An 11,475-nucleotide genomic window follows, 5' to 3' on the forward strand; every position below is an offset into this window, starting at 1 on the left:
CATGTAAACATGAAGCCCTTTTTCTTATCAATAAGTCTCGCTATCCGGAGGAATGCCATAATCCACATACTGCGGCGCTTTATCTTTTTTCTTCCTGGATCCGCTAAACCATGACTTTACAGAATTGAAAATCGCTGAAATATGCTCTGCATCCAGGCTCTTTCCAACCTTGTTGGAAGCCAATCCAACAAGCGTTTTGGTCAAAAAGCCTGAACCTTTAAACAAAGTTGTATTCATAATAAAAGGCAGTACCATAGACATCAAGCTGCTGCTGATGTTGAGCTTATCGTCTATCTTAAGCAATGCAGAGGGGCTCGCATATTTTTTGATCAGCCCTCCCAAGGTAAACTGATGAAGGTACACGCGGGTATCCTTTAACAACAGTTCTCCTTTCTGCTTATGCTCGGCCTTTAAGCTGGCTACCATGGCATGGAGTTCCTCTAAATTATTGATATTATACCTTCTGTTCATCTTCTTCATCCTTATCTGCCAGTTTGTTAAAATAGTTTCTGATTGTAAAGTTGATTATCGCTTTCTCGATATACTTCTCTTTTGTATAGTATACAATAAGCGCCAGCAGTACATAAATCCCTGCAACACAGCCAAAACCACGAGCGTAGCTTCCAAGTACATCCGACAGGAAAAGGGCGAGTGTAAACGTTCCGAACAGAAAGGCCAGAATGAAACAGATCACAACTGCTGCATTGGTTACTACATCCGCAAATATCTTCGATATCTTTTCTACCAGGTACAGTCGCGTATATTCTACCCGTGTATCTACATAACTTTTGGCATCCTCAAAAAGATCCTCAATACCCTTTTCTTTGTTCTCCTGCATTGTCAATGGTTTTAGCTTTTTTTACGCATGTTCCAGATCGTCATCGACAAATTCATTTTCCGATTGACGAAGTTTATTCTTTACAGAGCTTACCACCTTATCTTTCAGGTTGCTCAGGTTATTGATCTCGTCGGCAGCTTTATCCTTAATAGAATCTCCAAGATCTTTTAAGGACTGGCTCAGTCTGTCCCTGGTTTCGCTTCCCTTTTCAGGTGCAAATAACAAACCCAATGCGGCGCCGGCAGCTAAGCCTACCAACAATCCAACCAACACTTTTGAATTATCATTCATAACATTTCAATTTTATAGTTAACGATACATTAATTCTCCTGAACGCCATTATTATAACTCCCCTTGTTCAGAAATTGTTTTAATTCTTTCCAATCTTTCGGAAGCCATGGCACTTGTTTCGTATATTTTAATCAGCAGAATAAAATACGACAACAGTAACGGACCAAAAACAAGTCCCAGTATACCAAATAAGGGTATACCAATAACTACGCCAATTACGGTAATGATGGGATGGATGTTACCAACTTTTTTGGCAATGACAAAACGCAGCACATTATCAATATTGATAATCACCACAAAACCGAATATAAGCATGCCCCAGGCTGCAAAATTATTGCCATTGACCATTTGTATCAAGGCAGCCGGAACAAAGACTACCGGTGGCCCAAGTACAGGCACAAAGGAAATAAAAGTGGTAATTACCCCCCAGAACAGCGGATCGCTATAACCCAGCACATAAAAACACAAACTCAGCAATGAGCCCTGGACAATTGCTATGAATCCCTGTCCTAAAACATTGGCATAGGTGGTATTGCGCATTTCTTCAGCAAAACGCTGCGCATTCTGCATCCTGAAAGGTGCATATTTGATCAGTGCAGCTTCAAACCGCTCTCTTTCTACCAGCATAAAGTATAGTAAAAAGTACATCAGCAGCAAGCCCAGGACAATATTAAAGGCCCCAGAGATCAATGAAGGGAACAGCTCTGTGGCCCAGCTGCCCGCTTTCTTAAGCCCATCCTCTACCAATTTCTGTACATCATCCCCTACAGGAATCAGGTGTTTCAGTTTAAAAAGCAGGTTCTTAAAATAGATAGGGTCATTTTGAAGCTCCGCAATTTTTTCGATTACCATAGCGCTCAGGGCATAAAACGGAAGGACAAGCACCACAACCGAAACCGCGAGCAGCAATATGGCCGAAAAGCTTTTATTGAGCCCCCTTTCTTCAGCCATGTACATATAAGCCGGCCGTAAAATGGTATATAGCACCAGTGTACCTAAAATGGAGCCGAAAATACCGTGTAAAGAGTATGCAATTAAACACCCCAAAGCTATAATAATGACCAGGTTGATATTATTGCGCTGCTTATAGGTAAATATCGACATGTAAAGGGCTATTTTTCCAGGTTTATGGCTCTCATTTTATTATAAAGTGTTTTCCTGTCTATGTTCAGGATTTTTGCCGCCTTGGTCTTGTTAAAATTAACCTCTCTCAAAACTTTCAGAATAGCTTCATATTCAGCTTCAAGCGCAGCATTTTTTAAATCCCTTGGCCGCTCATTACGTGACATGGTGGTTTCAATGGCGTTTGCCCTTGCATAGGTAGAAATCTCCAGCGGCAGTGCTTTGAGTTGGATTTCCTGTGTTTCGGTAAGCAGGGTGGCCCTTCTGATCACATTTTTAAGTTCCCTTACGTTGCCTGGCCAGTTATAGGTTAAAAAGCAATCCTCAACTTCCTGTGAGAAGCCTTGTACGTTCCGGCCCAGTTCCTGGTTGGCAACCTCCAGAAAAGTATTCGCAAAAATCAGGATATCCCGTCCGCGTTGGCTAAGCGGCGGAAGATCAATTGAGAATTCGTTGAAACGGTGGTATAAATCTTCCCTGAACTTTCCTTTCTGAATGGCATTACCCAGATTTTCATTGGTAGCCACAATAATACGCACATCCAGGTCAATTTCCTTGGTGCTTCCAATGCGTTTTATTTTGCGCTCCTGCACCGTTCTCAGCAAAGCCGCCTGGATGTCATAGGAAAGGTTCCCCACCTCATCCAGAAAAAGGGTGCCTCCATTGGCCATTTCAAAATGGCCAATTTTAGTATACAACGCTCCCGTAAATGAACCTTTTTCATGGCCAAAAAATTCGCTTCCGGCAAGTTCCTTGGTTAAAGAACCACAGTCCATGGCCACAAAAGGAGCGTCTTTCCTGGGGCTGTTCAGGTGGATCGCTTTGGCAACAGACTCTTTACCCGTACCGCTCTCGCCCGTTAAAATTACGCTATAAGAGGTTGGGGCAACCAGCTGAATTTGTTTTAAGAGGTGCTTCGAAGCATTGCTCTGCCCCGCCACAAAATTATCAGTATGGTTATAGATCTGTTTTGGCGCACGCTGTTTTGGTGTTTCAGAAACCTCAGGTAATGGCGCAACATTTAACGCAATCTGCGTTTCTATAGATTTATTAATCGTATTCAGGATCTCGTCCGGATAGAGTGGCTTGGTAATGTAATCATAGGCGCCCAGCTTGATCAGCTCAACAGCCAGCTTGATATCAGAATAACCGGTGATGATGATCACACCCGTCCGCGGATACTTCTCCTTGATCTTAATCAACATCTCTTTGCCATCTGTATCTTCCAGACGGTAATCGCATAAAACAAGATCATAGTATTCTTTGGCCAGATATTCCATCGCTGAAACACCACTCGTCGCTGTTGATACACTAAAGGAATTTCGCGTTAAAAACTTAGACAATAGTATCCCTATATTTATTTCATCATCAACAATTAATATTTTTCTCATATGTATTTTTTAGATAACATAAAGATAAATATAGGATAGTTTTTTTGATATGGGAAATTTTCTCTACACTTTTTACACAACAGAAAGTATTAAAAATTTATTTATTGGAAAAAACAGGTTTTCTTTTTTCTAAAAATGCAGTTGTCCCCTCTTTAAAATCCTGGGTATTAAAGCACTTTCCAAACTCTTTGATTTCTACATCGAAGCCATTTACGGCAGGCGCAAATGCAGCATTGACAGCTTTTATTGCAGCCGCAAGGGCTAATGGTGCGCGCAATTTAATTTTATTCAATATACTTTCGGCTGATGCAATCAGTTCTGCCTGAGGTACCACTGCATTGACCAGACCTATATTTTCTGCCCGTTCTGCCGAAATCATATCTGCTGTGGCGATCATTTCCAGGGCCCTGCCCCTGCCCACCAGCAGGCTAAGGCGCTGCGTCCCGCCATAACCCGGGATCAGCCCCAGTGAAGTCTCTGGCAAGCCCAGTTTGGCATTGTCAGATGCAATACGAATATGACAGGCCATGGCCAGCTCCAGGCCTCCGCCCAGGGCAAAGCCGTTAATGGCGGCAACAACCGGCTTAGTGCAATTTTCAATGGCATTAAAGACTTTGTCCTGTCCATTTCTGGCCAGGGCCTCGCCCTGCTCGCCGTTATAGTCAGAAAATTCAGAAATGTCAGCTCCCGCAACGAAGGCCTTTTCTCCTGCACCGGTTAACAATACGCCCCTTATGGCATCGCTTTGTCCCGCAAATGCAATCGCATCTGCCAGTTCGGTCAGCGTTGCTTTATTCAATGCATTTAGCTTCTGTTCACGATTGATGGTAAGGTACAGGATCTGATCCTTCACTTCCGATAAAATATTCTGATAAGTCATGCTCTAAAAATTTCTGTTTTCAGCAACCCAATTTTCAATGTAGTTCACGATACTCTCCATCGTAGTTCCCGGGGCAAACAATTCGCCAACCCCAATCCCCTTCAGTTTTTTCATGTCCTCTTCCGGAATGATCCCCCCGCCGGTAAGCAAAACATCTGTCACTTTTTTTTGCTTCATCAGCTCAACGATCTTCGGGAATACCGTCATATGGGCACCCGACAAAATAGAGATCCCTATGGCATCCACATCCTCTTGTAAAGCGGTATTGACAACCATCTCGGGGGTCTGGCGTAAGCCGGTATAAATCACCTCCATACCCGCGTCCCTTAAAGAGGTTGCGATTACCTTTGCGCCCCTGTCATGCCCGTCCAATCCTACTTTGGCCACTAAAACCCGGATGGGCCTGTTTAATGTGTTGCTCATAATTTATGCTAATAAGTCGGCGGTAAATGTAAGTAAATTAGCGCTTTTATGTTAACTTTGACCACTAAATTTACAGTTTATATGAGTGAGGAAAGATCATTGAACTTTATTGAAGAGATCATTGAGAACGATTTAAATAGCGGAAAATACGAAACCCTGGTAACCCGTTTTCCACCGGAACCCAACGGGTATTTACACATTGGGCATGCCAAGGCCATTTGCCTGAATTTTGGCCTGACCCAAAAATACGGCGGTTATACTAATCTCCGGTTCGACGATACCAATCCGGTAACCGAAAAGACCGAGTATGTTGACAGTCAGCAAACCGACATCAAATGGCTGGGCTTTGAATGGAAAAATGAGCTGTACACTTCAGATTATTTCGACATCCTGTACAACTATGCCGTTCAACTGATAGAAAAAGGCCTGGCTTATGTAGATCATAGCACTGCCGATGAAATTGCTGCGCTGAAAGGCACACCTACCGAGCCTGGAAAGGACAGCCCATACCGCAGCCGCAGCGTACAGGAAAACCTGGACCTGTTTGCCAGTATGAAAAACGGAGATCTGGAAGACGGCGCCTGTACCTTAAGAGCGAAAATTGATATGGCCAGCCCTAATATGATTATGCGCGACCCCGTTCTTTACCGCATCAAACACGCGGAGCACCACCGTACGGGAAATAAATGGTGTATTTATCCAATGTACGACTTTGCACACGGACAAAGCGACAGCATAGAGCACATCACGCATTCCATCTGTACGCTGGAGTATGTTTCTCACCGCGAGCTGTACGACTGGTGCATCGAAAAACTGGAGATATTTCCTTCAAAACAATATGAATTTGCCCGCTTAAACCTTTCTTATACCGTAATGAGCAAGCGCAAACTGCTGCAACTGGTCAATGAGGGTGTAGTGAGTGGCTGGGACGACCCGCGCATGCCTACCATCAGCGGGTTACGCAGAAGGGGCTATACCCCTGAAAGCATCCGCGAATTCTGCGACAGGATAGGCATCGCCAAAAGGGAAAACCTGATCGAACTGAGCTTGCTGGAATTCTGTGTAAGGGAACACCTCAATAAAACCGCTAATCGGGTAATGGCCGTAATGGATCCAATTAAACTGGTCATCACCAACTACCCTGAAGGTAAGGAAGAGGTCCTGACAGGCGAGAACAACCCGGAAGCAGCAGATAAAGGCGGCACACGTGAAATTCCTTTCAGCAATGAACTGTGGATTGAACGCGAGGACTTCATGGAAGAACCGGCAAAAAAATGGTTCAGGCTGGCGCCTGGTGCCCTGGTTCGGTTAAAACATGCCTATATCGTAAAGTGTGAAGATTTTGTAAAGGACGCAGAGGGCAATGTTACGGAAATCCGTTGTACCTATATCCCTGAGTCAAAAAGCGGGGAAGATACCAGCGGCATCAATGTAAAAGGAACCATCCACTGGGTGAGCACCAAACATGCCAAAAGCGCAGAGATCAGGTTATACGACAGGCTCTTTTCTGTAGAGTCGCCGGATGCTGAGGAGGGTGATTTTAAAGACTACCTGAACCCGAACAGCATGGAAGTCATCAAAACAGCATATATAGAACCTTACCTGGCTGCAGCGGATAAAGATGCCCGCTACCAGTTCATCAGAAAAGGTTATTACTGTCTGGATAAAGATTCCACTGCAGATCACCTGATCTTTAACCGCACAGTTTCCTTAAAAGATGCCTGGGCAAAGGGGAACAAATAAAAAAAGGCGCTTTAAAAGCGCCTTTTTCATTACATATACTTCTTATACAGATTAAACAGGATCAGCTTATCGGCCGGGGTCAGTTCCTGGCTGATGTCTGTCTGCACAAAATGGATCTTAAAGGCCTCAATTGCCGCCTTTAGGTTTTTCACATTGTAACCAATGATCCTTAAGGCAGCCTCTGCGTCAAAATCATCCGGGGGCATCATCAGCACGCTATCGTACCAAAGCCCGAAACCGCTTTCCGCCAGTCTTTTCCAGGGAAAGTTTTTTGGATCGTTTTTACGGCCAGGTGCAATATCAGCATGGCCAATAAAATTGGCCGCAGGGATGTTGTACCTTTTCTTTAAAGCGCCCAATACGGTAATCAGGCTTTTGATTTGGGGCTCAGTGAAAGGTTCCTTTCCGTTATTGTCTATTTCTATGCCTATAGAAGAAGAATTCAGGTCAGTTTCATTACCCCATTTGGATGCGCCGGCATGATTAGCCCTCAGGTAGTCGTTTACCATCTGGTATACCTTGCCGTCCCGACCCACCACATAGTGTGAGCTTACCTGCGTACGGGCCAATGTAAAGGTTTTTAAAGTCTGTGCCGCAGAATCCTGTGCAGTATGGTGAAGGATCACAAAATTAGGTTTACGTATGCCAAAATTTACAGAACCGACCCATGGTAGCTTATGGGCGGGTAAGGAATCGATGGCCTGATTGAGGGGCGGCTCTGCCTTTATGATCTCTGCGAAGCCCGCTGCCTGCTTCTTGTAAACTTTATTGGTTGCTGCATATTTGCCTGTGGAACAGGCCCCAAGCATCAATAGTAAAAACAGGGAAAAACCAGGCCGGGTAAACTTATAGGATGATCTCATAATAGCGGGATTATAAATGGTGAAATTACTATTTTTTACTAATTTCGTTGCATGCTTAATACAGCAATTACCACAATAAGTAAATCATTACCATGAAGAAACGGAACAAAATCACGCTGCTCGTTGCCGGATGCTCAATTGTAGCAGGGGCATTATCCTGCACCAACTCACAAAATAACAACAGCAATCAAACTCAAAATAAGGTCGGCAGTACAGACAGCCTGCAGCGTTATGTAGACGAACGCCTGGCCATCTATGAAAAAGTTAAATTAACCAGCAATTTGAACGACCTGACCGCAAGCGAGCGAAAAATACTTCCGCTGCTGATCCAGGCAGCAAAGATCATGGACGATTTGTTCTGGAAGCAGGCTTACCCTCAGCGCGACAGCCTGCTGGCTACCATTAAAGATGAAAAAACAAGGGCATTTGTTGACATCAATTACGGCCCCTGGGACAGGCTGAATGGGGACAAACCATTTGTTGCCGGAATAGGCCCTAAACCCGATGCGGCAACATTTTATCCTGTCGGGATGACCAAAGACGAGTTGGAAAAATCAGCTGTAAAAGACAAATATGGTCTGTATTCCGTAATCAAGCGAGACAGCACCGGCAAGCTTACATCCGTCCCTTATCACATCCTTTATGCGGCAGAGCTTCAGAAAGCATCCAACCTCCTTAAACAGGCCGCCTTGCTTGCCGAAGACGCCGGGCTAAAAAAATACCTGAACCTCAGGGCTGATGCACTGGTTACAGACAATTACGGCCCTAGCGATTACGCCTGGCTGGACATGAAAAGCAATACCCTGGATATCATTATCGGCCCTATAGAAAACTACGAAGACAAGTTGTTCAATGCCCGTGCATCGTTTGAGTCTTATGTTCTGATCAAAGATAAAGTATGGAGTAAACGCCTGGCCAAATATGTAAGCATGCTTCCACAACTGCAGCAGGGCCTTCCGGTAGAGGCCAGGTACAAACAGGAAAAACCAGGGACAGACTCTGAGCTGAATGCCTACGATGTGGTTTATTATGCCGGCGATTGCAATGCAGGCTCAAAAACCATCGCCGTCAACCTGCCGAATGATGAGATCATCCAGCAAAAGAAAGGCACCAGGCGCTCCCAGCTAAAAAATGCCATGAAGGCCAAATTCGATAAGATCCTGATGCCCATTGCCAAAGAATTGATCGACAAAGACCAGCAGCAATACATTAATTTCGATGCTTTTTTTGCCAATGTGATGTTCCACGAGGTAGCACACGGACTGGGCATCAAAAAAACCGTTACCGGAAAAGGATTTGTGAAAGAAGCCCTTCAGGAACAATATTCCTGGCTGGAAGAAGGGAAGGCGGATGTACTGGGACTATACATGGTTACCGGCCTGCTTAAAAAGGGAGAGCTGGAAGGCGATATCAAAGCTTTTTATACCACTTATATGGCTGGAATATTACGTTCTGTGAGGTTTGGGGCGGCAAGTGCACATGGTAAAGCCAATATGCAATGCTTCAATTTCTTTAAAGAGAACGGGGCCTTCATCAGGAACAGCAATGGAACCTACAAAGTAGACTTCAGTAAGTTTGAAACTTCGATGAATAAATTGAGCGGAGTAATCCTGACGCTACAGGGTAATGGGGATAAAGCTGCAGTAGAGAAAACCCAGAAAGAAATGGCGGTCATCTCTCCGGAGCTACAGAACGATCTGGATAAACTTACCCAAAAAGGAATCCCTGTGGATATTGTTTTTGAACAGGGCGTAGACGTATTGGGCGTAAAATAGTTTTAAACGGCCAGATGTCTGCTGATAATTGCTTCAAGCTCTTCAATATCGAAGGGCTTGGACAAATACCCGTCAGCACCTGCCTGATCTGCCAGCGATTTCACATCATTGTTGGCAGAAAAATAAATCACAGGAATGTTTTTTAGCAAGTCGTTGGCTTTCAGCTCCCTTGTCGCATCTATCCCACCTACATCAGGCAGCCAGTTGTCCATAAATATGATATCGGGCGTATAGGACATTACCTGATCGATGATGTGATTAGAAGTCGAAGATGTTTTGATGTCATACCCCGCATCCTGTAAAATAATTGTACACAGTTCTAAAATGTCTGGATTGTCATCAAATACGAATACCTTTTTACTCATGTGCTTTATCATCTTAAGGTTAGGACAACAAATTTATAAATTCTCCCATATCTTCAATGCTTAATACCGCATCTATTTCAACATTAAGTTTTGCCTGGGCAGGCATGTAAGCCACCTGGGCGGTGTCGGGATCCTGGATTGCCGTTGTTCCGCCCCAGATTTTTACCGTTTTCAGCCCATTTACCCCATCGGCATTTGAGCCGGAAAGCAGGAGGCAAACCAGTTTCGCGCCATAAACCTCTGCTGCGGTTTGAAATGTAGCGTCGATGGCGGGCCTGGAATAATTGATCTTTTCCGAATAATCCAGCGAAAAGGTCTGGTCCTGCTCAATCAGCAAATGATAATCAGATGGCGCAATGTATATCGTACCTGCAAGTATTTTTTCCTTTTCATCAACCTCTTTCACTTTAAGCTTGGTCCTTGAGGAAAGCAAAGAGGGCAGTAAGGAGTCTGCACCGTGCTTGCGGTGAACCACAATGACAATCGGAAAGCTGATGTCCGGGCTCACCTGAGGCAGTACCTTCAACAGCACGTCCAGGCTTCCGGCCGAGCCACCTATAATCAATGCCTTTGCCCCTTTCATCAGCCCAGTTTCCTCCATATTTTTTCGCCCGGCAAACGCTTATATCTTTTCGCGATCCTTGAAAAATCTACGGTTTCTTTCGTGCCTAAGGCCAGGTAGCCCAGCTCATCCAGGCTGCTGTCGAACAGATCGAGCACATTATGCTGCAGGGCACGGTCAAAATAGATCAGTACATTCCTGCATAAAATCAACTGAAACTCGTTAAAAGAATGGTCTGAAACCAGGTTATGGGTAGAAAAGATCAGCTTGCTTTTCAGCTCTTCATCAAATTTTGCCAGGGAGTAATTCGCAGTATAATAGCTGGAAAAGTCTTTCGTCCCCCCTGCCAAGATGTAATTTTCCGAATATTGTTTCATCTGCCCCATCGCAAACATCCCCTGGGCAGCTTTCTCCAGCACTGCCGGGTTAAGGTCCGTGGCATAGATCAGCGATTTATGCAGCAGGTTTAGCTCTTTTAAAAGGATGGAAATAGAATAGGCTTCTTCTCCGGTAGAGCATCCGGCAAGCCAGATCCGGATAAAAGGATAGGTTCCCAGTTTTGGCAGAACCTCTTCCCTTAAGGTCCTGAAAAAGGATGGATCTCTGAACATTTCGGTAACATTTACCGTAATCTGTTCCACAAACCTTTTAAAATAAACCTGGTCATCAATAACCTTATACCTGAACTCCGCAAAACTTAATGCTTTATCCAAAGCATAAAGCCTGGAGATCCGCCGCTTTAAAGAAGCCCTAGAGTACCCGGTAAAATCATAGCCATAATGTTCCAGAAGATCGGAAAGCAGGATCTCCACATGTTCATCGGTGATTACAGGACCATCCAGCATCGGCTTTTCTAAATATAAAGGTTAAGTAAACCGGTTAATTCCTCTACATTAACGGGCTTGGACACATAACCCGATGCCCCGGCGCTCAGGCATCTTTCCCTGTCGCCAACCATGGCCTGGGCGGTAACAGCGATCACGGGAATATCCTTCAGCAAAGGGTCCGTCTGCATTACGGCCATCGCTTCGTAACCATCCATTCCCGGCATCATCATGTCCATCAAAACCACGGCAATGTCCCTGTCTTCCGCCAGTAAGTCAAGCCCCTCCTGTCCTCCTGTGGCCGATACACAATGATAGCCTTTAGCCCTCAATACGGCCGACAACGCAAAGATATTCCTGCTGTCGTCATCCACAATCAATATCTTATTCTTCGCCAT

The 11,475-nt window shown here is 44.7% G+C and carries 14 protein-coding genes; 2 read left to right on the forward strand and 12 right to left on the reverse strand.

Going from position 1 to position 11,475, the window contains the following annotated elements; all coding sequences use genetic code 11:
* Window positions 1-27 precede the first annotated feature (27 nt).
* The 7 genes from B9A91_RS10180 to B9A91_RS10210 all read right to left on the reverse strand — a co-directional run bounded on the left by B9A91_RS10180 (window position 28) and on the right by B9A91_RS10210 (window position 4,945).
* Window positions 28-480, reverse strand: a complete 453-nt coding sequence (locus B9A91_RS10180; RefSeq protein ID WP_235012519.1) for a hypothetical protein — start codon at window positions 478-480, stop codon at window positions 28-30.
* Entirely contained in the window at window positions 455-838 is a 384-nt protein-coding gene (locus tag B9A91_RS10185) for a phage holin family protein (protein ID WP_084238224.1), read from the reverse strand. The genes B9A91_RS10180 and B9A91_RS10185 overlap by 26 nt, the downstream gene beginning before the upstream one ends.
* Window positions 839-859: 21 nt before the next feature.
* Window positions 860-1,129, reverse strand: coding sequence for a YtxH domain-containing protein (locus B9A91_RS10190; protein WP_084238225.1), 270 nt, complete (start codon window positions 1,127-1,129; stop codon window positions 860-862).
* A gap of 51 nt (window positions 1,130-1,180) precedes the next feature.
* Window positions 1,181-2,233, reverse strand: coding sequence for an AI-2E family transporter (locus tag B9A91_RS10195; RefSeq protein ID WP_084238226.1), 1,053 nt, complete (start codon window positions 2,231-2,233; stop codon window positions 1,181-1,183).
* A gap of 8 nt (window positions 2,234-2,241) precedes the next feature.
* Complete coding sequence (locus B9A91_RS10200; RefSeq protein WP_084238227.1) at window positions 2,242-3,642, reverse strand: sigma-54-dependent transcriptional regulator; 1,401 nt, start codon at window positions 3,640-3,642, stop codon at window positions 2,242-2,244.
* A gap of 97 nt (window positions 3,643-3,739) precedes the next feature.
* Window positions 3,740-4,522, reverse strand: a complete 783-nt coding sequence (locus B9A91_RS10205; protein WP_084238228.1) for an enoyl-CoA hydratase/isomerase family protein — start codon at window positions 4,520-4,522, stop codon at window positions 3,740-3,742.
* 3 nt (window positions 4,523-4,525) lie between these two features.
* Window positions 4,526-4,945, reverse strand: a complete 420-nt coding sequence (locus tag B9A91_RS10210; protein ID WP_084238229.1) for a cobalamin B12-binding domain-containing protein — start codon at window positions 4,943-4,945, stop codon at window positions 4,526-4,528.
* An 81-nt stretch (window positions 4,946-5,026) separates the two neighbouring features.
* On the opposite strand from B9A91_RS10210, the gene B9A91_RS10215 reads away from it, so the two are divergent.
* The gene (locus B9A91_RS10215) at window positions 5,027-6,688 is read left to right on the forward strand and encodes a glutamine--tRNA ligase/YqeY domain fusion protein (RefSeq protein ID WP_084238230.1); all 1,662 of its coding nucleotides are present in this window, start codon (window positions 5,027-5,029) and stop codon (window positions 6,686-6,688) included.
* A 29-nt stretch (window positions 6,689-6,717) separates the two neighbouring features.
* On the opposite strand, the gene B9A91_RS10220 is transcribed toward B9A91_RS10215, so the two are convergent.
* Window positions 6,718-7,551: an N-acetylmuramoyl-L-alanine amidase gene (locus B9A91_RS10220; protein WP_084238231.1), complete on the reverse strand. Its 834-nt coding sequence runs from the start codon at window positions 7,549-7,551 to the stop codon at window positions 6,718-6,720.
* 92 nt (window positions 7,552-7,643) lie between these two features.
* On the opposite strand from B9A91_RS10220, the gene B9A91_RS10225 reads away from it, so the two are divergent.
* Window positions 7,644-9,326: a dipeptidyl-peptidase 3 family protein gene (locus tag B9A91_RS10225; RefSeq protein ID WP_084238232.1), complete on the forward strand. Its 1,683-nt coding sequence runs from the start codon at window positions 7,644-7,646 to the stop codon at window positions 9,324-9,326.
* Between the two features lie 2 nt (window positions 9,327-9,328).
* Here B9A91_RS10225 and B9A91_RS10230 read toward each other — a convergent pair whose 3' ends face one another.
* Genes B9A91_RS10230 through B9A91_RS10245 form a run of 4 tightly spaced genes read right to left on the reverse strand, consistent with a single transcriptional unit; the run spans window position 9,329 to window position 11,475 of the window.
* On the reverse strand, window positions 9,329-9,691 hold the full coding sequence (locus tag B9A91_RS10230) for a response regulator (RefSeq protein ID WP_084238233.1): 363 nt from the start codon (window positions 9,689-9,691) through the stop codon (window positions 9,329-9,331).
* Window positions 9,692-9,710: 19 nt separating this feature from the next.
* Window positions 9,711-10,292 carry a chemotaxis protein CheB gene (locus B9A91_RS10235; RefSeq protein WP_084238234.1) on the reverse strand — a complete coding sequence of 194 codons (582 nt, stop codon included), beginning with the start codon at window positions 10,290-10,292 and terminating at the stop codon, window positions 9,711-9,713.
* Entirely contained in the window at window positions 10,274-11,098 is an 825-nt protein-coding gene (locus tag B9A91_RS10240) for a CheR family methyltransferase (protein ID WP_084238235.1), read from the reverse strand. Before B9A91_RS10240 ends, B9A91_RS10235 begins: the two co-directional genes overlap by 19 nt.
* Before the next feature lie 8 nt (window positions 11,099-11,106).
* Window positions 11,107-11,475, reverse strand: a complete 369-nt coding sequence (locus B9A91_RS10245) for a response regulator (protein ID WP_084238236.1) — start codon at window positions 11,473-11,475, stop codon at window positions 11,107-11,109.

It is taken from the genome of Pedobacter africanus (assembly GCF_900176535.1).
GTDB lineage: Bacteria > Bacteroidota > Bacteroidia > Sphingobacteriales > Sphingobacteriaceae > Pedobacter > Pedobacter africanus.

Bases quoted from the DNA above. Each gene is read 5' to 3' on its own strand.
- B9A91_RS10200 (WP_084238227.1), bottom strand. From the start codon at position 3,642: ATGAGAAAAATATTAATTGTTGATGATGAAATAAATATAGGGATACTA.
- B9A91_RS10240 (WP_084238235.1), bottom strand. From the start codon at position 11,098: ATGCTGGATGGTCCTGTAATCACCGATGAACATGTGGAGATCCTGCTT.
- B9A91_RS10180 (WP_235012519.1), bottom strand. From the start codon at position 480: ATGAAGAAGATGAACAGAAGGTATAATATCAATAATTTAGAGGAACTC.
- B9A91_RS10215 (WP_084238230.1), top strand. From the start codon at position 5,027: ATGAGTGAGGAAAGATCATTGAACTTTATTGAAGAGATCATTGAGAAC.
- B9A91_RS10195 (WP_084238226.1), bottom strand. From the start codon at position 2,233: ATGTCGATATTTACCTATAAGCAGCGCAATAATATCAACCTGGTCATT.
- B9A91_RS10190 (WP_084238225.1), bottom strand. From the start codon at position 1,129: ATGAATGATAATTCAAAAGTGTTGGTTGGATTGTTGGTAGGCTTAGCT.
- B9A91_RS10210 (WP_084238229.1), bottom strand. From the start codon at position 4,945: ATGAGCAACACATTAAACAGGCCCATCCGGGTTTTAGTGGCCAAAGTA.
- B9A91_RS10185 (WP_084238224.1), bottom strand. From the start codon at position 838: ATGCAGGAGAACAAAGAAAAGGGTATTGAGGATCTTTTTGAGGATGCC.
- B9A91_RS10230 (WP_084238233.1), bottom strand. From the start codon at position 9,691: ATGAGTAAAAAGGTATTCGTATTTGATGACAATCCAGACATTTTAGAA.
- B9A91_RS10225 (WP_084238232.1), top strand. From the start codon at position 7,644: ATGAAGAAACGGAACAAAATCACGCTGCTCGTTGCCGGATGCTCAATT.
- B9A91_RS10220 (WP_084238231.1), bottom strand. From the start codon at position 7,551: ATGAGATCATCCTATAAGTTTACCCGGCCTGGTTTTTCCCTGTTTTTA.
- B9A91_RS10205 (WP_084238228.1), bottom strand. From the start codon at position 4,522: ATGACTTATCAGAATATTTTATCGGAAGTGAAGGATCAGATCCTGTAC.
- B9A91_RS10235 (WP_084238234.1), bottom strand. From the start codon at position 10,292: ATGGAGGAAACTGGGCTGATGAAAGGGGCAAAGGCATTGATTATAGGT.
- B9A91_RS10245 (WP_084238236.1), bottom strand. From the start codon at position 11,475: ATGGCGAAGAATAAGATATTGATTGTGGATGACGACAGCAGGAATATC.